This is a genomic window from Lagierella sp. (assembly GCF_029983815.1).
Taxonomy (GTDB): Bacteria; Bacillota; Clostridia; order Tissierellales; family Peptoniphilaceae; genus Mediannikoviicoccus.
The window spans coordinates 1-23,229 of record NZ_JASBYU010000022.1 but is presented as its reverse complement, the minus strand read 5'-3'; the positions used below and the strand labels follow the sequence as shown (position 1 = coordinate 23,229).

The 23,229-nt window shown below is 31.1% G+C and carries 21 protein-coding genes; 3 read left to right on the top strand and 18 right to left on the bottom strand.

Translation table 11 applies throughout. The features are described 5' to 3' along the window. The first annotated feature begins 89 nt into the window (after positions 1-89). The 3 genes from asnA (at position 90) to ppdK (ending at position 4,735) form a co-directional block, all read left to right on the top strand. Positions 90-1,103: an aspartate--ammonia ligase gene (gene asnA, locus Q1K37_RS07655; RefSeq protein ID WP_300411032.1), complete on the top strand. Its 1,014-nt coding sequence runs from the start codon at positions 90-92 to the stop codon at positions 1,101-1,103. Between the two features lie 179 nt (positions 1,104-1,282). Further along, complete coding sequence (locus tag Q1K37_RS07650) at positions 1,283-2,095, top strand: pyruvate, water dikinase regulatory protein (RefSeq protein ID WP_300411030.1); 813 nt, start codon at positions 1,283-1,285, stop codon at positions 2,093-2,095. Positions 2,096-2,104: 9 nt separating this feature from the next. Continuing rightward, the gene (gene ppdK, locus Q1K37_RS07645; protein WP_300411028.1) at positions 2,105-4,735 is read left to right on the top strand and encodes a pyruvate, phosphate dikinase; all 2,631 of its coding nucleotides are present in this window, start codon (positions 2,105-2,107) and stop codon (positions 4,733-4,735) included. A 127-nt stretch (positions 4,736-4,862) separates the two neighbouring features. On the opposite strand, the gene pyrE is transcribed toward ppdK, so the two are convergent. The 18 genes from pyrE to Q1K37_RS07555 form a co-directional block, all read right to left on the bottom strand. After that, positions 4,863-5,438: an orotate phosphoribosyltransferase gene (gene pyrE, locus Q1K37_RS07640; protein ID WP_300411026.1), complete on the bottom strand. Its 576-nt coding sequence runs from the start codon at positions 5,436-5,438 to the stop codon at positions 4,863-4,865. Between the two features lie 9 nt (positions 5,439-5,447). After that, positions 5,448-6,344, bottom strand: coding sequence for a dihydroorotate dehydrogenase (locus tag Q1K37_RS07635; RefSeq protein WP_300411025.1), 897 nt, complete (start codon positions 6,342-6,344; stop codon positions 5,448-5,450). Further along, positions 6,331-7,065, bottom strand: coding sequence for a dihydroorotate dehydrogenase electron transfer subunit (locus tag Q1K37_RS07630; protein WP_300411023.1), 735 nt, complete (start codon positions 7,063-7,065; stop codon positions 6,331-6,333). Before Q1K37_RS07630 ends, Q1K37_RS07635 begins: the two co-directional genes overlap by 14 nt. Beyond that, a complete protein-coding gene (gene pyrF / locus Q1K37_RS07625; RefSeq protein WP_300411021.1) occupies positions 7,052-7,909 on the bottom strand; it encodes an orotidine-5'-phosphate decarboxylase in 858 nt (285 codons plus the stop codon). Before pyrF ends, Q1K37_RS07630 begins: the two co-directional genes overlap by 14 nt. Beyond that, a complete protein-coding gene (locus tag Q1K37_RS07620; protein WP_300411019.1) occupies positions 7,910-8,338 on the bottom strand; it encodes an aspartate carbamoyltransferase regulatory subunit in 429 nt (142 codons plus the stop codon). Further along, on the bottom strand, positions 8,338-9,258 hold the full coding sequence (gene pyrB, locus Q1K37_RS07615; protein WP_300411017.1) for an aspartate carbamoyltransferase: 921 nt from the start codon (positions 9,256-9,258) through the stop codon (positions 8,338-8,340). The genes Q1K37_RS07620 and pyrB overlap by 1 nt, the downstream gene beginning before the upstream one ends. 59 nt (positions 9,259-9,317) lie before the next feature. Next, positions 9,318-10,124, bottom strand: a complete 807-nt coding sequence (locus tag Q1K37_RS07610) for a Cof-type HAD-IIB family hydrolase (RefSeq protein ID WP_300411015.1) — start codon at positions 10,122-10,124, stop codon at positions 9,318-9,320. Between the two features lie 147 nt (positions 10,125-10,271). Beyond that, positions 10,272-10,817, bottom strand: a complete 546-nt coding sequence (locus Q1K37_RS07605) for a class IV adenylate cyclase (protein ID WP_300411014.1) — start codon at positions 10,815-10,817, stop codon at positions 10,272-10,274. Next, complete coding sequence (gene nagB, locus Q1K37_RS07600; RefSeq protein ID WP_300411013.1) at positions 10,817-11,539, bottom strand: glucosamine-6-phosphate deaminase; 723 nt, start codon at positions 11,537-11,539, stop codon at positions 10,817-10,819. The genes Q1K37_RS07605 and nagB overlap by 1 nt, the downstream gene beginning before the upstream one ends. A 17-nt stretch (positions 11,540-11,556) precedes the next feature. Further along, positions 11,557-12,246, bottom strand: a complete 690-nt coding sequence (locus Q1K37_RS07595; RefSeq protein WP_300411011.1) for a metallophosphoesterase — start codon at positions 12,244-12,246, stop codon at positions 11,557-11,559. 8 nt (positions 12,247-12,254) lie between these two features. After that, positions 12,255-14,387 carry an AAA family ATPase gene (locus tag Q1K37_RS07590; protein ID WP_300411009.1) on the bottom strand — a complete coding sequence of 711 codons (2,133 nt, stop codon included), beginning with the start codon at positions 14,385-14,387 and terminating at the stop codon, positions 12,255-12,257. Then, the gene (locus tag Q1K37_RS07585) at positions 14,384-15,481 is read right to left on the bottom strand and encodes a DNA repair exonuclease (RefSeq protein WP_300411007.1); all 1,098 of its coding nucleotides are present in this window, start codon (positions 15,479-15,481) and stop codon (positions 14,384-14,386) included. The genes Q1K37_RS07590 and Q1K37_RS07585 overlap by 4 nt, the downstream gene beginning before the upstream one ends. Then, positions 15,468-16,097 (bottom strand): hypothetical protein, encoded by a 630-nt coding sequence (locus tag Q1K37_RS07580; protein ID WP_300411005.1) that lies wholly within the window; start codon positions 16,095-16,097, stop codon positions 15,468-15,470. The genes Q1K37_RS07585 and Q1K37_RS07580 overlap by 14 nt, the downstream gene beginning before the upstream one ends. After that, positions 16,098-17,141 (bottom strand): molybdopterin-guanine dinucleotide biosynthesis protein B, encoded by a 1,044-nt coding sequence (gene mobB, locus Q1K37_RS07575; protein ID WP_300411003.1) that lies wholly within the window; start codon positions 17,139-17,141, stop codon positions 16,098-16,100. Next, positions 17,142-18,323 (bottom strand): molybdopterin molybdotransferase MoeA, encoded by a 1,182-nt coding sequence (locus tag Q1K37_RS07570; RefSeq protein ID WP_300411001.1) that lies wholly within the window; start codon positions 18,321-18,323, stop codon positions 17,142-17,144. Between the two features lie 170 nt (positions 18,324-18,493). Further along, a complete protein-coding gene (thrS, locus tag Q1K37_RS07565; RefSeq protein ID WP_300410999.1) occupies positions 18,494-20,398 on the bottom strand; it encodes a threonine--tRNA ligase in 1,905 nt (634 codons plus the stop codon). 246 nt (positions 20,399-20,644) lie between these two features. Next, positions 20,645-21,940, bottom strand: a complete 1,296-nt coding sequence (gene hisS / locus Q1K37_RS07560) for a histidine--tRNA ligase (protein WP_300410997.1) — start codon at positions 21,938-21,940, stop codon at positions 20,645-20,647. Then, a complete protein-coding gene (locus Q1K37_RS07555) occupies positions 21,933-22,640 on the bottom strand; it encodes a DUF6873 family GME fold protein (RefSeq protein ID WP_366524108.1) in 708 nt (235 codons plus the stop codon). Before Q1K37_RS07555 ends, hisS begins: the two co-directional genes overlap by 8 nt. Positions 22,641-23,229: the final 589 nt, after the last annotated feature.

Genomic DNA, 23,229 nt, shown 5'->3' with positions numbered 1-23,229 from the left:
TCCGCTTAGTAAAAATCAAATATTAGTGTCCGTGTTTAAGGGTGCATATCAATTTTTTAGTGCTTTATTTTATTAGGAGTGTAATATCAATGAAGAACTTAATTATACCAGATGGCTATAAATCCAGTTTAGATTTACTTAAGACACAGAAGGCCATCAAGATGATAAAAGATTTCTTTCAAATCAACTTATCAAAAAAATTGAAATTAACTAGAGTTTCAGCTCCTCTTTTTGTAGAAAAAACTTCTGGCTTTAATGATAACTTAACTGGAAAGGAACTTCCAGTAAGTTTTGTGGTAAATCAGGATGAAAAAGATGTTGAGTTAGAAATAATCCATTCATTGGCAAAGTGGAAAAGAAATGCATTATATTGTTATAAAATACCAGTAGAAGAAGGGATTTATACTGATATGAACGCCATCAGAGCTAATGAAATATGTGACAATACCCATTCATATTACGTAGACCAGTGGGATTGGGAAAAAGTAATAGATGAAAAGGATAGGAACGAAAATTATTTGTATTCCATAGTCAGAGAAATTTATAAAGTATTGTTAGATACTGAAGATATGTTGTCTAATGAGTTTCATGGTTACAAAAAAATATTGCCTGATAAAATAACCTTTATTACAACAGATGAATTAGAGTTGAGGTTTCCAAATTTACAGCCCGAAGAAAGGGAAAAAGCTTTTTGTAAAGAGAAAAAAGCAATTTTTGTTTCAAAGATTGGATCTAATTTAAGAAATGGTAAACCCCATGGTGTTCGCTCTCCAGATTACGATGACTGGTCCCTTAATGGAGATATAATAGTATGGAACCCTATACTAGATAATGCTTTAGAACTATCCTCCATGGGTATTAGAGTCGACTCTGAAACCTTAGTTAAACAGTTGGAACAATCTAATAATTTAGATAGATTAAATCTAGACTTTCATAAAAACCTAATCGACGGTAAATACCCTCAATGCATTGGAGGAGGAATTGGGCAATCTCGAATTTGTATGTTTTTATTACAAAAAGCACATATTGGAGAAGTACAGTCTAGTATCTGGCCTAAATCCATGGTTGATGAATGTGTAAAGAACGGAATTAATTTACTTTAATACTTTTTTTTAAACAATGAATGTAGAAGCTCTTGTGCTGAAAAAGTCTCAGCATAAGGGCTTTATTGGTTGATTTATTATTTAACTTTGGAATTATAAAGTAAATCGATATCACTTCCCTTAAAATTAATTTAAAAGTAATGTATAATGATATTAGAAAAATGTTGCGAGGGAGGAAAATGCTTAAATTTATTGTAATATCGGATTCTACAGGAGAAACTTGCGAGCAGATAATAAGTGCTGCATTTGCACAGTTCAACTTGGAAGATAAAGAAATCGAAAGATTTTCAAATGTTAGAGATATGGAAAGATTAAATAATATATTTAATAAAATCCAAGCTAACAGCGATTCTATAATATTTTATTCCTTAGTTGATGAACATCTGATAGAGCATCTGAAAAAAAGCAGCGAATTAAAAAATATCAATGCTGTCGATGTACTTACTCCGGCTATTGTGGCAATAGAAAGGGTTACCAATCTAGCGCCAATTACTAAACCGGGGGCTTTAAGAAATTTAGATGCCCAGTATTTTAAAAGGGTTGATGCCATTGATTTCGCTGTTCGATACGATGATGGTAAAGATCCTAGAGGAGTTCTGTCTGCGGATGTTACTATATTAGGGGTGTCTAGAACATCTAAAACTCCCCTATCCATGTATCTTGCAAACAAGAATTTTCGTGTAGCAAATATTCCCTTAGTTCCAGAGACACCTGTTCCTAAGGAAATATTTCAAGTTTCAAATAAAAAGATTATAGGGCTAACTAATTCGCCGGAGAAATTAAATTCCATAAGAAAATCGAGGCTTCAGTCTCTTGGTTTACCGGCAAACTCTTCCTATTCTAATCTAGATAGGATATTATTAGAATTAGAACATGCTCATTCTATTATGAAAAGAGTAGGTTGCCCGATAATTGACGTTTCAGAACGTGCAATTGAAGAGACTGCAGAAATAATAATTAGACATTTAAGAAAAATTAACGATAGGTTGTAGGAGGATTAAATGACAAAAAAATATGTATATGATTTTTTAGAAGGTAATAAGGATATGAGAAATCTTCTCGGAGGAAAAGGTGCAAACCTTGCAGAGATGACCAATCTTGGTCTTTCCGTACCTCCAGGATTTACGATCACCACGGAAGCATGTAATAGATATTATGATGAAAATGAAACCCTTTGGGATGAATTATTAGAAGAAGTTAGTAGTCATATTAAAAGTACAGAAGAAAAATTACAAAAAAAGTTCTCTGATACTGAAAATCCCTTACTTTTCTCAGTTAGAAGCGGTGCTGTCTTTTCAATGCCTGGTATGATGGATACAATATTAAATTTAGGTATTAACGATGAATCTGTTATTGGGTTAGCCCGTTCAACTGGAAATGAAAGATTTGCATATGATTCTTATAGACGATTTATTCAAATGTTTTCTGATGTTGCTATGGAAATTCCTAAAGTTCATTTCGACTCAGCATTAGAAGATATGAAAGAAAAGAAAAATGCTAAATTAGACACGGATTTAACGGCTGAGGATTTAAAGGATTTAGTAAAACAATTTAAGGAAATCTTCAAAGAAGAAACTGGAAAAGACTTCCCTCAAGATCCTCTAATTCAGTTGAAGCACTCAATAGAAGCAGTTTTCAGATCTTGGAACAACCCACGCGCAAAAATTTATAGAAAATTGAACAATATAGATGATTCTCTAGGTACAGCAGTTAATGTTCAATCCATGGTATTTGGTAATATGGGTAAGAATTCTGGAACCGGTGTAGCATTCTCTAGAAATCCTGCAACAGGAGAAAATAAACTATTTGGAGAATATTTAATGGATGCTCAAGGCGAGGATGTCGTTGCAGGAATTAGAACTCCTCAAGAAATTGCAACTTTACATGAAGCTATGCCAGAAGTTTATGAAGAGTTTCTCAACACTGCTGAAAGGCTTGAAAAACACTATAAGGATATGCAAGACCTTGAATTTACCATTGAAAACGGTAAACTTTATATACTTCAAACTAGAAACGGAAAAAGAACTACTCAAGCCGCTTTAAATATAGCTGTTGAATTAGAAGAAGAGGGCTTAATAACTAAGGAAGAAGCCTTATTAAGAGTAGATCCCCTTAGTTTAAATCAATTGTTACATCATACTTTCGATGATAAACAACTGGAAAATGCAGAACTTATTACAAAGGGATTAGCAGCTTCCCCTGGTGCAGCAAGCGGAAAAATATACTTTCATGCTCAAGATGCTGTAGAGGCTGCTAAAAATGGAGAAAGAGTCGTTTTAGTTAGACAAGAAACTTCTCCTGAGGATATAGAAGGAATGGTAACTGCTGAAGGTATTCTAACCGCACGAGGAGGAATGACTTCTCATGCCGCTGTTGTTGCTAGAGGCATGGGAAAATGTTGCGTAGCAGGAGCTTCCGATGTTGTAGTAGATGAAATTCAAAAAATTATGAGAACACCTAATTACACTTTGCATGAAGGAGATTATATTTCCCTTAATGGTAACGATGGTTCTATTTATTTAGGCGACATTAAAAAAGTTCAACCAACACTTTCTGGAAATTTTGAAAAGTTTATGTCTTGGGCTGATGAAATTCGAGATATGAAAATCAGAACAAATGCTGACACCCCAAGAGATGCTAAACAGGCTTTAGCTTTTGGTGCTGAAGGAATTGGTCTAACTCGTACAGAGCACATGTTCTTCGATGAAAAGAGAATACCTATTGTAAGAGAGATGATTCTATCTAAAACATTAGAACAAAGACAAAAGGCTCTTGAAGAATTAAGGCCAATGCAAGAACAAGATTTCTACGAAATATATAAAGCTATGAAGGATATGTCTGTTACTATAAGGCTATTGGATCCTCCACTTCATGAGTTTTTACCATCTAAAAAACAAGATATAGAAGCTTTGGCTGATAAGATGAATTTAACTTTTGATGAAGTAAATGATACAGTAAACGACTTAAAAGAAGTAAACCCAATGCTTGGACATAGAGGCTGTAGATTAGCTGTAACCTATCCTGAAATCTATCGTATGCAAGCAAGAGCAATTGTTACCGCTGCTTTAAGATTAAAATCTGAAGGCTCAGAAATAACACCAGAAATTATGATTCCTCTTATAGGAGATCTACAAGAATTAAAATTTGTAAAATCTCAAATAGTTGAAGAAATCAATTTAGTTTTTGAAGAGTTAAATAGTAAAGTAGAATATAAGATCGGAACAATGATAGAAGTTCCTAGAGCAGCTTTATTAGCCGATGAAATTGCGAAAGAAGCAGACTTCTTTAGTTTTGGTACTAATGATATGACTCAAATGACTTTTGGTTTTTCAAGGGATGATGCTGGTAAGTTTTTAACTGACTACGAAAACAATAAAATTTACCCTAGAAGTCCATTCGAAGAATTGGATACAAAAGGAGTAGGTAAATTGTTAGAAATTGCCGCTAAAGGTGGAAAAGAAACAAATCCTAACCTACATTTAGGTATATGCGGTGAACATGGTGGCGATCCAAAGTCTATCGAATTTTGCTATGGATTAGGTCTAGATTATGTATCCTGCTCACCATATAGAGTTCCAATTGCAAGATTGACTGCTGCCCAAGCAAAAATTAAAAAAGAACAAAATAAATAATAATCCTTTCAGGGGCCATTGTCTATGGCACTAATAAAATTATAAAGGTTGGTAAAACATCTCGTCTTACCAACCTTTATTTAATATTAAAATAGAATTTTGATGAGTATAAATCTCATTTTCCCACTTAAAATTTCTTTCTACTTCCTGGTTTTACCAACTCTTTATTTTCTTTACATAGCGGGCAATCTTCTTTTTCATAGGTATTTATCTCTAATTTTATTGCAGGATATAGCTTTATTCCAATGTCTTTACCAGAAGTTCTGTCCACTAAACAAGCAATTCCTACACAATTTGCGTTATTTTTCTCAATAACTTCTATGGTTTCAAATGAACTCTTACCTGTTGTAACAACATCTTCTACTACTAACACATTGGCATTTTCGGGAATTATAAAGCCTCTTCTTAAAGTCATTACATCATTTTCCCTTTCAGTAAATATCGCAGGAACTCCCAATGCTCTTCCTAGTTCATAGGCTATAACTATACCGCCCATTGCAGGCCCAACTACTAAATCTACCTTTAAATCATCTTCTTCAATTTTTTTCTTTATTACTTTACAAACTTCTTCAGTTTTTTCTGGATATTGTATTAATTTTGCACATTGAACATATTTATCACTATGCTTTCCTGATGAGAGTAAAAAATGTCCTGTTAATAAAGCATCGCTTTCTTTAAGTAATTCTAAAATTCTATCTTCCATGTTTTCCTCCTATATAATTCCCCTTATTTCATCAAGACTTTTAATTCCTTGATCTTTCATATAATTAGCCATTCCTTCAGCAATTTCAACCATTGAATTAGGATTTACAAAATTTGCAGTACCTACCTGAACCGCAGTAGCTCCAACCATTATAAATTCGATAGCATCTTTCCAATCCATAATTCCACCAATACCAATTATAGGAACATTAACTACCGATGCAACATCTCGAACCATTCTTAAAGCTATGGGTTTAATAGCAGGACCTGATAATCCGGCTGTAATATTATTAAATACAGGTTTCTTGTTATAGATATCAACTGCAATGGCATTAAAAGTATTTACCAGTGACAACCCATCTGCACCAGCTTCTACACATTTTACAGCCATATCCTTAATATTTTCTGCATTAGGTGATAACTTTACAATAAGTACTTTATCTGTGTGGGCACGAACTTTTTTGACTACTTCTTCAGCAATCTCACATTTTATACCAAATGCCATTCCACCCTCTTTGACATTCGGACAAGATATGTTTAATTCTATAATTTTGATATCTGTCTCATTAAGTAATTCTATGGACTTAATGTAATCATCTATAGTTGACCCACCAACATTTACCAACACCTTTGTGTCAAATTGTCTTAAAAATTCTAAGTCATTTTTAATAAATTCTTCGGTCGAAGGATTTTGAAGACCGATACTATTCATAATTCCAGATGGAGTTTCATGAATTCTAATACCTCTGTTTCCAGGTTTAGCTTTATAAGTTACTCCTGAAGTTGCAATCCCACCTATCTTATTAAAATCTACATATGGCTCATATTCCCTTCCAAATCCAAAAGTTCCAGATGCAGCGATTACAGGATTTTTAAATACTATATCGCATATGTTAGTTTCCAACATCAAATATCACCTCTTCCCCATTGAAAATCGGCCCTTCATGACAAACTCTTTTGATTCCCTTGGTAGTTTCAATGGCACAACCATAACAAGCACCAATACCACATGCCATATGGGACTCTAATGAGTAATAGGACTTACCAGACAATTCTCTTTTTTGAAGAGACTGCATCATTGGATTCGGTCCACAGGCAAAGATATGATCATATTTATCCTCAATAATATCCGTAACTAGTCCTTTATGACCTTCATCTCCTGTGACTGTCGTTATATTGACTGAATTTGTATATTTAGAAAATTCCTCCATTAAATAACTTTTGTCATAAAAACCTGCATATAAGTCAATCTTGGCATTTAATTTTTTTACTAGGTACATAAAAGGAGCAATTCCTATTCCACCTGCAACAATAGCACAATTATTAACATCTTCTAGCGGAAAAGAATTACCTAAAGGTCCTAATAATTTTATAAAAGCACCTTCTTTTAACTCTGATAAAATAGTTGTCCCTCTTCCTACAACTTTGTATAAAAATGATATCTTACCTTCTTCTAGATCATAGATACTTAAAGGCCTTGGAAGTAGTGGACTGTCATTCCATGCCCTTAACATATAAAATTGTCCCGGATTCCCAGTAAAATCCCCTTCCAATTCTATTAAGTAGATATCATCTTGAATCTTTTTGTTGAGAATTATTTTACTGTCTTTGTAATTATTTTTCTCCATAAATATCCTTTCTCATTTTTAAAACTGCATTTCTAGTATATTCTTGAAATTTCTGTTCCCCATCGTCAAATTTTTTGTAGGCAGTGATTATTCCACGAGATGAATTTACGACACCACCATTGAAGTCATTAAGATATAATCTAATATCCTCTGCTTTTCCACCTTGAGCACCATATCCTGGTATTAAGAAAAATGATTTTTGATATCTTTCTCTGATTTCGGAAGCTTCCTCGCTATAAGTTCCTCCAACAACAAATCCTAAAGAACTATAACCACATTCGCCAATAACTTCTTGGGCAATTTTATAAATATTATCCCCAATTTCATAATACAGCGGCTCATTATTATAATCTAAGTACTCAATATCCTTCGCTCCCGGATTAGAAGTCCTTAAAAGTACAAATGCACCCTTTTCTCCGGATTTAATATAATCCATATACGGAGTTATACTATCATATCCCATATAAGGATTTAGGGTAATAAAATCTACTTCAAAATCCCCTTCAAAATGAGCTTTTGCATATTCCTTTGCGGTATTTGCAATATCTCCTCTCTTTACATCGCCAATGGATAAACAATCTTTCTTTCTTAAATAATTTACAGTCTTCTTATATGCTTCCAAGCCTTCAATTCCCATTGCCTCATAATAAGCAATCTGAATCTTATAAACTCCAGTAATGTCATAAGTAGCATCAATAATTTGTCTATTGAACTCAAAAACAGCTTCTGTTTTATTAGATGACTTATCTAATATGTTTCTTGGAATATAATCCATAGAAGTATCCAATCCTACACATACAAATCCCTTTTCTCTTACAGAATTATACAACTTATCAATTATCATTTATTCCTCCATGTCAAATATCTGGTCACAATATGCACATTTATAAAGTTTTTCTTCTTTATCTATCAATTCAAATTTATGAACTATATTTCTCTCGCTTGTAGAAATACACCTTGGATTTTTACATTGAATAATGTCTTCAACTACATCTGGCAATTCAACATTAATTTTTTTAATTATTTTTTGATCCTCAATTATATTAACAGTAATGGTTTCATCTATAAAAGCAAGTTTTCTTAGGTCAAGATCGATAACATTTTCGATTTTTATTATATCTTTCCTTCCCATCTTATTTGAGCTAGCATTCATTATCAATGCTACCGAATAGTCTGCCTTATCCAAATCCAACATCTCATATATATAATGTCCATGTCCAGCTTTAATATGATCTATTACAATTCCTTTGTTGATACTATTTATTGTTAACATTATCTAACCCCCAAAAGTTTTAAAATTAGTGCCATTCTGACTATTACACCGTATCTTACTTGTTTAAAATAAACGGCTCTAGGATCCTGATCCACTTCAACTGCTATTTCATTAACCCTTGGCAGTGGATGTAAGATTGATAGGTCTTTTTTTGCGTTTTTTAATTTATCCATAGTTAAAATATATGAATCCTTAAGTCTAATATAATCTTCTTCATTGAAAAATCTTTCTCTTTGTACCCTTGTCATATAAAGAATATCTAACTTATCTATGACAGTGCTTAGTCTTTCAGTTTCAATAAATTCTACATTACTCTTCTTAAGCATTATTTTTATATATTCAGGAATTTTTAACTCTCTAGGTGAAATAAAAACAAATTTATTATTATCATATACACTCATAGCTTTAACTAGAGAATGAACCGTACGACCAAATTTCAAGTCCCCACATAATCCAATGGTCAGATTCTCAAAAGTTCCTTTAGTTTGATTTATTGTTAATAAATCCGTTAGAGTTTGAGTTGGGTGTTGATGTCCTCCATCTCCGGCGTTTATTAGTGGTACAGTTGTAAAATCCTTAGATAGAGTAGCAGAACCCTCCTTTGGATGTCTCATAGCAATTATATCAACATAATTGCTTATAGTCTTTACAGTGTCTGCCAGACTTTCCCCTTTTGCAGTAGATGATGATGCACTTTCTGAGAAACCTATACAATCACCACCTAATCTATGAATGGCAGATTCAAAACTTAACCTTGTCCTCGTTGATGGTTCAAAAAAAAGAGTCCCTAGAATCTTACCAGAACAAGAACTGGAAAAACTCTCAGGACTCTTAATGATGTCTTGAGCTAATTGCATTATTTCTTTTATATCTTCTTTTGAAAAATCACTTATTTCTATTAAATCTCTTCCCTTAAGCATAAGTATACCTCCTGTTGATTTTTTTCCTCCAAATAAGATATCATTTTAAAAAGGACTTGTCAACTAAAAAAGTATTTTTTTATTACTCTAGCCACTCCATAGTCATCGTTGGAAGTTGTAAATTCATCAGCAACCTTTCTTAATCCTTCCATTGCATTTTGCATTGCTATGGATTTACCTGAAAATTCCAACATTGCAATATCATTTTCACCGTCTCCCACAGCCAATATTTCACTTGGGTCTATACCATAACTTTCAGAGATGAATTTTAATGCTATTCCCTTAGAAATTTCCTTTGGATTTATTTCTAAGAAAAAGGGAAGAGAAAAAAATACCCTAGTATCGTCAGAGGAATTAAATTCTCGTTGAAACTTCACTAGCCTATCATATTCGTCGGATACAATAATTTTATTAACGGATTCTAATAATCTATTGGTGGTCAAATACTCTCTTAAATCACCTACTTCAATTGCTGCTTTATCAGCAAATCTATCCATTAGCTTTGCAAAGGGATTATTTCTATTATCTACAAAGGCATCATCACCTATAAGCACAATTGGAACATAGTCCAAGACATTACACTTGTCTAAAGTATATAACACATCATTTTCAAGAAGGGTTTTGTTAAATACTATTTCCTTATTAGGTTCTTTAAGGACTATCCCACCATTCATAGCTCCCAAATAACCAGCAATTTCAAGATCATTTGCCACTTTAATCACCGATCTAGGCTCCCTTCCAGAAATAATCGTGACCTTAATATCATTATTAATTAATTTTTTAATCCAATATGTAGTAATCTTGTCAACCATGTGATTACTGTTTAGAGTGGTGCCATCTAAATCTAAAGCCAGTAGTTTATACAATCTTTTCTCCAATCTAAATGTAAAATTTAATGATTAGCACATAATTAAATAATTGAAACATCTCTTACATAAATCTAACCTAATTATGTACATAAAACTTTGTTGAAATTCCAACTATTTAGATTATAACAAAAAAAGGAGATATTTTCATATCCCCTTAAAATACTCTTCCTTTAATTCTTTAATGGACTTTGAAGTGGTATTTTCCTTTGAAATCTTAAATTCCTTTAAAAACAAATCCAAATCACTTCTAGTTAAAGCTTCTACTTCAACATAGTCAAAGGGAAAAGAAGATTTATCCCAATAATCAAAATCCACTCTTAGATTTTTATACTTATAACTATATCTTTCCTTAAAGTTTGATTCAAAATTACCATATCCTAAATTTTTCAAAATTACCTTTAAATTTTCTAAATCATCAAATCTTATAGTATACTCTTCAGATTCTCTGAACTCAGAATTATCTTTAAGTCGCTTTAAAGTAAGATACTTATACAAATTATTTGATAGTAAATCCTTAACTATTCTTATTCGTAAATAGTCTCCCTTATTCTCAAAATGTAACTTATCACTTGACACTATTATATTTTGCTGATCCTCATGAGCAATTTTCTCAGCTCCTTTAGCAATAAGTAAACTTTCAAGCTCTTTAAAATCAATATTTAAAATTTTAATTTCTAATTCTTTTTCCATTATCTAACTTTAATACTGCTTTCATCAATAAACACAGTTACATCATGATGTAAGTGCAAAAGACTAACTGGAACTTTTGTAGAAATTTTATTACTATTAATTAGATAATCCGTAGATTCATCTTTATTTGATCCACTTATTAGCAAAATGATTTTTTTAGCTGAAAAGATAGTTTCCATTCCCATTGAAATGGCACTAGTTGGAACATCATCTTCACTTTCAAAAAATCTTGCATTGGCTTTAATAGTACTATCCTCTAGCTCAACAATAGAAGTTGGAACATTTAATTCTTCATCCGGTTCATTAAAGGCAATATGTCCATCTGGACCAATTCCTAAAATTTGAATGTCAACTCCCCCAGCTGCCTTAACCTCTTTTTCATACTGAACTATCTCTTGTTCAGGATTTGTATTACCAAGTGGGATTCTTATATTCTCCCTCTTAACATTTATGTGATTAAATAGATTGTCAAACATAAAATAATTATAGGATTGTGGATTATCAGGAGACAAACCGATATATTCATCTAAATTAAAGGTTCTTACTTGAGAAAAATCAAGACCATTTACATGTGCATCTATTAAATTTTTATATAGGCCTACAGGAGTAGATCCTGTAGCTAATCCCAAAATAGAATCCGCCTTGCTCTTTATTTGGTCTACTACCATTTGTGCTGATTTTTTACTCATTTCATCATAATTTTTTGTAAAAATTACTTTCATAATTTCCTCCTAGAAATTTATTTGAAGTCGAATTCATCCATTATTTGAATCGGTTTAAAATTCAAATAATCACTGGAAGTGCAGTAATATTCTACCCCATCCACAAATCCTTCAACCACATTGACTAATCCCGGTCCATGCAAGTGACCGTAAATACATTTTTTGATTCCATACTCTTTTAAAACATAATGGAAATCATTAGGTTCCTTTTCTTTATTAAAGGGAGGGTAATGTAACATACAAATTCGTTGTTTATCCTTTGGAACGGAATCCAAAGAAAGTTTTAGTCTTAATAATTCACGTCTAAAAATTTTATATCCTTCAGAATCTTCAGCTAGATTTTCCCACCCTCTAGTGCCAACAATATAGACACCTTGGAAATTGAAGTGATTGTTTTGTAGGAAAAAAATGCTCTTTAAATCTAAAGAATTGTTTTTATTTAACGAATCCCACCAATAATCATGGTTCCCCTTTAACAAAATCTTTTTGCCAGGCAGTTTATCTATTCTTATTAAGTCATAATACGCTTCTTTAAGATTCATAGCCCATGAAATATCACCTGAAACTAAGACTAAATCATCTTCTTTAACAATATCAGACCAATTAGAAAAAATCCTTTCCTCATAATTATCCCAATTGTTTCCAAAGAGTTCCATGGTCTTGGCTTTTGTATAATCTAAATGTAAGTCAGAAATACTATAAATCATTTTTCCACCTATAATTCTATGATTGGAATCTCTAGAACTTCCTTTAATATTCGAGATTCCCTTTCTTGACACGTTAAAATAATTAACTGATTTTGTTTAATCTTATTTAAATTAAACAAAAATTCCTTCAATCGGCTATCATCTAAATAGTTTAATGCATCATCTAAAATTATAAAATCAGACTTTCCAAAGAGCTGATTACTTATGGCTATTTTAAGAACGAGATAGATTATATCTTTAGAACCTTTACTCAAGCTTAAAATAGACTTTAAATTAGATTCATTATCTTTCTTAAATGAAATATTTAAATTTTCATCTATATAGAACTCTCGTGATGAATTAAATATCGGCTCTAACATATGATTAATCTGCTTATTTAACCCTGGTAAAAAGTTGATTTTTGACTCCTCAAAGGATTCATCTATCAAATCAACAGTTAGGTCCAAAATTTGAATGTCTTTTTCTAATTTATCAATCTGCTTCTTTAAAAAATCTTTTTTTTCTAATAGATTAGGTAAATTTTTTACTTCTTTGTCCCAGAAGGTAATTTCCCCTTTCAACTTAGACAATTTGATATTAATATCTTCTTTTTGCTTCAACAAGTCATCTATATCTAAATTTTCAACAAGATAAAACTCCTTAGAAAAATCAACATGTTCTAAGTCATCTACGCTAAACTTAGAGTAGGATTTTACAATAAAATCTAATCTATCATTAAGTTCAGACAATGTTCTTTCTATATTTTCAAGTTCAGAAACTTTTGAGTCAATATCTTTAAAGCTCATTCCATATTTTAAATTTAAATTTTTTTCCAATTCCTTAAATTCTTTTTCCTTAATTTCTTCATCATTGAGCAAATACTCTATTTCCTTATCAATATTTAAGATATCCTCATCAATATTCTTTTTATCTATAACTAGGCTTTCCCTAAGTTTAGATGAATTTATTGCTTGCGGTTTTTTAATCAAAAAGAATAAAAGTAAGCTAAATAATAATACCAATAAAATGGCTGGGAACACTTCTAATCCCGTAAATCTTACTATTAAAGACATAAATACTGCTACACCTAAAATCATACTAGCAATTGTAGTAAAATATTTAACTTTGTTAGATCTTTCCTCTTTTATCTCCTGGTCTACTTCATCAATTTTCGTAGAAATTCTATTATTTTCTTTGTATTTCTCTCTTTTGATGATGGAAAGCTCATCAAAGGCGATTTTTATATACTTTTTTTCTTCATTGATCTTATTAACTTGTACAAATACACTTTCAAATCTATCCTTCTCAGCCTGAAGTTTTGCCTCTCGTTTTTTTAAGTCATTTATTTTAGCGAGTAGCCTATTTTTTTCTTCAGAGATACCAGTAATTTTCTCTTTTTCTTCAAATTTAAGCTGTCTATTTTTAAGATCCAATAGATGATTTTTAGATTCTATTTCATTTTCATATTCTCTAATCTTAGCGATAGATTTATCGTATTGTGATTTTAATTTAATGATTTCTTCAGTTTTTTCAGATATATCCTGATACTTCTCATATGTCGAACCAAGTGGTTTATTGGTATTAGACTTTGTACCTATATTTCTTTTTAACCCCTTTAAATATTCTATGCTTTTAAAACTCGAATTAGACATATTAGTTTTATTTCTATTTTTCAAAAGAGTATCCGTAAGGTAGATAGTGGATTTATCATCTATACCAACATTGTTTTGTCCAATTATCTTGGTATTATTAAAAACATCGCTACTGACTTTAAAGAAATACTCCCCAGGAAAACTTTTATTGGAAGGCTGATAGTTTTCTAATTCCGAAGTGATATCTTTTCCTGTCAATTCATTGTAAATTACATAATTGCCATCTTCGAAGTTTCTATAGACTCTATATATCTTTTCATTGTGTTGTAGTACAATTGAACCTTCATAGCCCATGCCATTCCATGGTCTATACTTATCTAGGTCATCGGTATATCGGGTGTTTTTTAAATAGGGTTTTACAAAACCGTAAAAAACACCTTCAATAAATTTTACAATCGTTGACTTTCCTGACTCATTAACTCCCTGTATTAACACAAGATTTTCTTCTAATTCCAGGATTTTATTATTGAATTTTCCAAAATTACTTATTTCAAGCCTTAGTAATTTCATGAATCCTCCCTGAGTAAAGCTGTTAAACCATAATCTAAAACTTTATCTTTAATTTCTTTATCCACTTTTAGTTTTCTCACTTTTTCAATAAAAATCCCTATTTGATCTTCCTTATTTAATTCCAAAATTTTTTCAATATCATAATTATCTTCAGTTTCATCAAAGACCTGTACATAGGTTACGTATTTTCTTAAAGCCTTTTCAAGACTACTTGTATCTATTTCAAATCCTGAATCCAATCTTCCTGTTAAATATAGTCGAAGATAATTTTCCTTATTCTCTACTATTGCTTCTTCTCGTAAAAAATTCAAAAGCTTATAAAAATCAAAATTATTCTCAATTTTAAACTCAACATTTGTAAAAATAGACTCAGAAATAGGTATAAACTTAGTCCTTAATTTCCTACCCTCAAATTCTCCATATACTATACCATGAGTTCCAGTTTCTGAAAAAGAAAGAGGTTCAATAGAACCTGGATAGATTATATTATTAGAAATATTTTGAGGTTTATGGATATGCCCTAAAGCTATATAGTCAAATCCCAATTTTTTTAAATCATATAAGGTTAAACCCATATAATTAGAGTTTTGAATGAGAATATCTGTATGAAGCATCAAGATATTTATGCTACTTTGATTTAAATTCAAATTATCAAAATAACTCTCCCTATATAAAATCCTATCTTTATAAGAGATTCCATAAATATTTACATTATCAAAACTAAAACAAGTTAAATTATCCTCTTTAAAAACAAAAACATTGGATGGAAGTTTTATATATTTAAACTTCGAATTATCATTATAAGGGTCATGATTCCCAAATATGATAAATATCTTAGTGCTTGGAACTGTTTTAAATAGAGAATTTAGTCTTTCAAGTTGAGAAAGAGTTATAAAATCTTCATTATAAATATCCCCACATAAAAAAATACAATCAATTTCTTCATCTTTTGCAATGGCAAAAAGACTTTCAATTGAAGTCCAAATGTTTTCTCTTCTGCTTTCCACAAGTTCAATTGGCAAATCTGAAGAATAAAAATTCGAGCCTAGATGAAAGTCTCCACTGTGCAAAAAAGTAAATTTATTTATTTTCATAGTAACCGTATTTATCCTTCCTGTCCTGTTTGATGAAAATCTCTAGTATACTATAATTTACATTATAGGTCTTAAAAATCTTTATAAGCATGTCTCTTATTTTATTCGCGGAAAAACTAGTTTCAATAAAAATTTGATCCCCAATATATTCAGGGTTTATTAATTTCTCACTTTTTTTACTAAAATATGGTCTAGTCCTACCATTAAAGTCCGTTTTGTCTATAAAGCTTTTGAAAATCTTTTGATTTTTTTGATAGAAGTATTTACAGAGCTCAATATATAAATCCTTATAGGAATGAATTTCCTTAATTTCTCCTCTGTAAAGCCTATAGCCTTGTGGCTTAGTGTAAGTAAAGTCAAAATTTAAATTTACTTTTTCTTTCACAACTTTATTCTTATTGTAAAATTTTAATGTCATCTGTAAATTTTCGGTTTCTATTGAGTTTAGTATTTTATTTGAGATTTCAATATAATCACACAATTCCTTAGGAAATTTATTTGAAATCTTCATATTTTCTATCTCCATAAATACAACTTTCTGGGCTTCTAGTATCTTTAAAAGCTCGAAAAGCAATTGAGGATTCAAACTTAATAACCTCTTAAAAAAGTTCTCCATCTAACTCCTCTTTTCCATCAAATAATTTTCCTTAATGTAATTTGTAAATTCTAAAATATTATTTAAATCAAAGTGCTTTTTTTCGTTAAATCGATTTGTGAAATCGGTTATAATTCCTAAAATTGGCTCCTGGGAAATTAGTTGATTGGTATTGTGATTTCTAATAACCTCAAATTTAGGAAACGATGAATTTTTAAGTCCTTCTATGATCACAAAGTCATACTTTTTTGCATCTTGTAAAAAAAAGTCAATATCCTTTTTTTGTCGTTCAATAAGTTCATACTTACTGCTTGAATAAACCACTGAGGAAAAAGCTCCTGAATTGTATATAATATTTGAATCCGTCAAATTCTCTAACGTAAAATCATGGCCATCGTGTTTTATATATTTTATCAAGTATCCTTCTTTGTTCAATTGTCTAATCACTTTTGAGATAAAAGTAGTTTTACCAGAGTTTTTTGCTCCACATATGGAAATTATATTTCCATTTGTAAGAGCTTTGTATTGGGAAGGATAATTGATATTAGACATTATATCCGGTGAGAATCTAGTAAAACTTATTGGAACTATCTTAGTATAATCCTTAGATAACAGATCCATTAGTCTGAAATCTTCCAACTCTATATTATCTTGGATTTTTTTTACTAATGATCGTGAATAAATAGCTCCTAAAGGGTTCGTTTTCCCATGGTCATCCAAACATATCAACTTGTTTTCAGCAGAAATATATGTTTTTAGAAATTCCAATATATCTGCATCAATTAACTGCATATCTATTCCAACAATAAATACATATTCATTTTTGGATGCCTTCAATATTTCTAATATTCCAGATATTGGACCTATATCAGAATAATTGTCCCTTACTATTTCAACATTGGGCAAATCTAGATCTGTTTTATTACTAGAAACTATAATGTCGTAGTCTTTGAATTTGTATAATAAGTTATCTAAAAAGGTACTTCCATTATAAATTAAATTTGTCTTATCGACGCCCATCCTTTTACTTCTTCCTCCAGCGAGGATTCCAACTGTTATCTCCATTTAGAACAAGTAAATTATATTTACTTTATCTCCTTCCTCTATAGTTTTACCAGGTTCTTGAATTACAAGACAATTACAATCTGAAAGGTTCGAAATTACAGATGAACTATGTAATTTCTCAAGCTTTACATTATGGCCATCTGCTTTTGCTCTAACAAATCGCTTTAATTTGCTGGTCTTTAGTCGACTTTCAATAACATTTCTAGTAAAAATATCCTGATCAAAGAACTTACTATTGTAGAATTTTTCAGCAATAGGCCAAAATAAGACTTGAAAATTTACCGTTGCAGCAAATGGATTACCAGACAGACTGAGAATAAGAGAGTCGTTGAACTTTGCTGCGGAAACTGGAGTTCCTGGTTTCATAGCTACTTTTCTAAACAATAGCTTTGCATCTAATTCTTTATATACTTTTGGAATATGATCATATTTTCCTACAGAAACCCCTCCTGTAGTAATAATGACATCGGCTGTTAAAGATACTTTTTTTATTTCATCACACACTAGTTTTATATCATCCGATATAATGCTATGATGTACAACGTCTATTTTATATTTTTCTAAAATCGTTTTTATCGTAAATAGAGAACTACAGTATATTTTCCCAAGCTCCAGCTTTTCTCCTGGACTTAAAAGCTCTGACCCAGTAGAAATAATAGCAACTTTCAAAGGTTTTATAACTTTAACATGTTCAAAACCCAAACTTGCAAAGATCCCAATATGGTTTGAATTAATAAATTGACCACTTTTAAGTAAAATTTGTCCTTCTTTTACATCTTCACCAATCTTACAATAATTCATATATTTTTCAACGGGTTTTTTTACTATTATCTTTTTTCCTAGAACTTCCACATCCTCTTGTTTTACTACGCAGTCATAATCTTGTGGAACATAGGCCCCTGTCATTACTCTAATAGAAGAATCCTTTTTATATTCGATTCTTTTATAGTCCCCTGCTGCAAGCTCACCTATTACATTAAACTCTTTGTTTTCTTCTAAGTCATCATGTTTAAATGCATATCCATCCATAGCAGATTTAGGAAATTCTGGTACGTTAATTTTAGAGATAATATCCTCTCCAAGTATATAACCATAAGAAAGATCAAATGGAATTTCCATAACATTATGACTTCTATCTATATTGTCTTTTAAAATTTCTATTGCTTCATTAACATCTACCATAACACACCTTCTTAATAAGAATATTATATCAAATGCCAGTAAAATCCCCTAATTTTCGAACTCAGCTTATATTTTAAGTTTTTTTCTTATTAAACTATTACCTAATATCTCAAAACTTCATAAAAAGACCAGAGATAAAATACCTCTGGCCTTTAAAATATATTTTGATCTTATTTTTTTGTTTCAATTTCTTCCAATACTATATCTGCAAATATATCAGAATTTATAGAGCCTTTGTCTCCCTCATCTCTTTTTCTAACTGAAACAGAGTTTTCTTCAATCTCTTTTTCTCCTACTATTAAGCTATATGGAATTTTTGCAAGTTGAGCTTCCCTTATCTTAAACCCTATTTTTTCAGATCTATCATCAACTTCACTTCTAATTCCCAAGTCCTTATATTTTTCATTAAGTTCATTTGCATAGTCATTAAACTTATCAGAAATTGGTAGAATTTTTACTTGAACCGGAGCTAACCATGTAGGGAATTTTCCCGCATAGTGTTCAATTAAAATACCTAGGAATCTCTCTATTGAACCTAGTATTGCTCTGTGAACCATTACAGGTCTCTTTTTCTCACCGTCACTATCTATATAAGTTAACTCAAACCTTTCAGGCATTTGGAAATCTAGCTGAATTGTTCCACACTGCCAAGTTCTTCCAATGGCATCTTCTAGATGAAAATCTATTTTAGGGCCGTAAAATGCACCGTCTCCTTCATTTATTGAATATTCAAAATCCTTTGAATCAAGGGCCTCTTTTAAACTATCTATTGCAATTTCCCAATCTTCATCGGATCCCATGGAGTTTTCTGGTCTTGTAGAAAGCTCTACATTGTATTTAAAGCCAAAGACTGAATAAATATAGTCACATAAATCGATAACTTTTGAGACTTCTTCTTTAATTTGTTCCTTAAGCATATATATATGAGCATCATCTTGAGTAAATGATCTCACTCTAAATAAGCCGTGTAGTGCACCAGATAGCTCATGTCTATGAACAAGTCCCATCTCTGCCAATTTCAAAGGAAAATCCCTATAGCTATGCATTCCTGATTTGTATACTAAAATAGATCCTGGGCAATTCATAGGTTTTACAGCATAGTCCTGATCATCAATCTTAGTAAAATACATATTTTCTTTATAATGGTCCCAATGACCTGACTGATGCCACAAAGATTCACTTAAAATAATTGGAGTAGAAATTTCTCCATACCCCTCTTTAACGTGGATTTCCTTCCAGAAATTCATCAATTGGTTTTTCACTACCATTCCATTTGGATGGAAGAAAGGAAAACCTGGACCTTCTTCTTGAAAACTAAATAAATCTAATTCTTTACCTAATTTTCTATGGTCTCTTTTCTTTGCTTCTTCTAAAAATTCTAAATACTCTGTTAATTGTTTTTGTTTTTCAAAACTTATAGCGTATATCCTTTGAAGCATATCATTGTGCTCATCGCCTCTCCAGTAAGCACCAGCAACAGAGAGAAGTTTCACAGCTTTGATTTTCTTTATATCGTAAAGGTGAGGTCCCTTACACAGGTCAGTAAATTCACCTAATTTATAGAATGATATTATTTCATCAGGTCCTAAATTTTCAATTAAGTCAACTTTGTATACCTCGTTCTTTTCTTTAAAGTATTTTAAAGCTTCGTCCCTTGGCATTTCATATCTTTCCATCTTATGACCTTCTTTTATGATTTTTTTCATCTCTTCTTCAATCTTAGGAAGGTCTTCTTCGGTAAATCTATGTTCCAAATCAAAATCATAATAGAATCCATTCGAAATTGCAGGACCAATTCCAAATTTAACATCTTTATAGATTCTTTGAACTGCAAGAGCCATTATATGAGCAGAAGTATGCCAGAAAATTTTCTTTCCCTCTTCATCTTCAAATTTCACAAACCTTACAGAACTGTCTTCTCTAACAGGTTCTTGTAAACCCATTATTCTTTCATTTACAACGCCACCAAGTACCGCTCTAAACAGTCCTTCAGATATGTCCTTCGCGATATCTCCTAGTAATACTCCCGATTCATATTCTCTTACAGAATCATCAGGTAAAGTAATTTTTATCATAGTCTCCTCCTAGTTTTATAAATGATACACTGTTTTAAACATCGATAATATCGATATTTGTTCCAAATAAAAAAGCCTCTCCTTCCCTACTTGCGTAGGGACGAAAAGCCGTGGTTCCACCCTAATTTATTCTTAATTGATTATTCACTCTGGATTAGTATTCATATATTCATTTACTTATGACAACTTTCAGCTACTATTGTCAATCTCTTGAAGTTTAAATATACTACTTGGATCCTTCATAGTTTATAAATATTTAATTAATTCATCGTAGGAAACAGTCTTTTGTTCCCCTGTTTTCATATCTCTAATAGAGTAGGTGCCAGTACTTGCTTCTTCTTCACCAATAATTATGGTATAAGGAACATTTAACTTATCCGCATAATTAAATTGTTTTTTTAACTTTCCACCCTCTAAATAGATTTGTACCATTTTATCATTTTCTCTCAAATGAGTCAATAGTTCAATTCCTTTATCTTCATACCCTTTCATAGGAATTATTAAACATTCAGTAATATGAGGGCTTTTATCTTCCAATAAATTTGCCTCTTTTAACTGATAGAATAGCCTAGTTAAACCTATACTCATCCCAACACCTGGAAGTTTTTGCTTTGTGTAATTTCCAGCTAAATTCTCATATCTTCCGCCAGAACAAATCGATCCAATAGATTCATACCCCGTTAATATGGTTTCATACACTGACCCGGTGTAATAATCTAGACCCCTTGTAATATTAAGTGAAATTTGAATATTTTCGTCATGTATCCCCAAAGCCTTCATATTATCATAAACAAAACTTAGTTCACTTAGCCCTTCTTCAAACAATTCATTTGAGATGTCTAAGTTTTTTAAATAACTTAATATTTCACTATTTGTTCCTTTAGTTGATATAAACGCTAAAAGTTTATCTATAGTTCCCTTGTCCACATTTCTCTCTACAAATTCCTTTTTAACATTTTCAATTCCTATTTTATCTAATTTATCAATGGTCCTTAAAGTAAATTCAAAATCTTCTAGGCCAAGAGATTGGAAAAAGCCATTTAACAATTTTCTATTATTGAATAAGAATTTAAAATTATTGAATCCCAAGCTCTTGAAGACTTCATTCATCACCGCTGGAATCTCTGCGTCATTGTATAAGGACAGTGAAGTATTTCCGACTATATCAATATCACATTGATAAAATTCTCTGTATCGTCCTCTTTGGTTTCTTTCTCCTCTATAGACCTTATCAATATGGTATCGCCTAAAAGGAAAATTCAAATCACTAAAATACTGCGCTACATATCTAGCCAAAGGAACCGTTAAATCATATCTTAATCCAATCTTTGCAGAGCCCTTTTCAAAAGCATAGACTTGTTTTGAAGTTTCGCCACCACCCTTAGCAAAAAGTATTTCCTGCTTTTCCATTACAGGTGTATCCAAAGGCAAAAAGCCAAACTTTTTAAAGGTTTTTTCAATAATATCCTTAATCTCGTTAAAAACTATTTGATCCTCAGGCAAAAGTTCCATCATGCCAGGTAATATACTCGGTTTAATCATAAAATCCTCCCACTACTCCTATTATAGATCCTCTATCAATGAATTCAATATCCAAAGGATAATAATATTGTATCTTCTCTTCATTCAATATCTTAACAAGCTCTTCTTTATATTCATATTTGTCTAAATTACCATAAAAAACTATTTCATTCTTAGAAACCATTCCACCACAGCCTCCAATAAAACCAGTATCATATCCAGGAAGCAAAATACCACCAGAAGGGATATAATAGACCTTAATTCCATTTTGTTTATAACAATTAAAAAGCCCAATATCCGAAGTAACTACAGTATTTTTCTTTAAAATAAGTGTTGAGCACTTACTATAACCCTGTTTGACCTGTATAAATTTGGATTTATCTTTAAGTTGTGAATTAATTTCTAAATCTGTACAATCTTTTTTATGAAAGTAATATTGATTTGTTCTACTAATATTAAAAGCCACATCCCTTGGATAATATCTGTCAAGATTATTATAAGAGGCTATCGCATTTACCCCATATTTTTCCAATTTAGCATTGTAGTATTCCCAATGTTTATTGTACACTACAAAATTATTATAATCTATAGGGTGCAAAGCCATATCTGGATGATCACTTACAGGTTCATCGATACTTTGAACAGGAAGAGTTTTTATGATGTCTATTTTAAGATAATTAAAAATCTCCTCCAGCCCTTTACTTAAATGATAACTTACTATGCATGCTTTTACTTTACTTTTAAATACAAATGGATTTATCTTATCTCACCTCAAAAAACATAGCTGACATGTCCTTAAGAAATGCTTTAGCTGTTGATCAACTACAGATGCAAATTGACTACAATTATATTTGGAATTTTAAATTTGATTAATTCTGAGCCTATCAAAAATTATTGCATAATTAGTATCATATCTGATATAATTTTCACTATAGCCCTTTAATATTTTGAAAGAATTTTCAATATTTACTAACACAACTTATCTTTTCAAAAATTTAATTTGACAATTATACAAAAGTATTGTATCATAAAGTGCGTGGTTAGTTAAATTCTTGTAAAATTGAGGCTTGAATTTAAAATTTACTTAATAATTTATTTAATATTTCTAGCCCAGATAGCTCATAGGTATATAAAAAGATATATTTCAATTCTATGCCCTTGAAAATAAGATTTAGAGGTTGGATATTATATAAAGTTAGTAAGAGTTTATTATTATTCTCTCACTTCTCACATCCCACTTCTCACATCTCAAAAGGAAATCGTGGCAGTGACTTAGGCTCTGCGTCGGTTTTACAAGAAGCAGAAAAAGA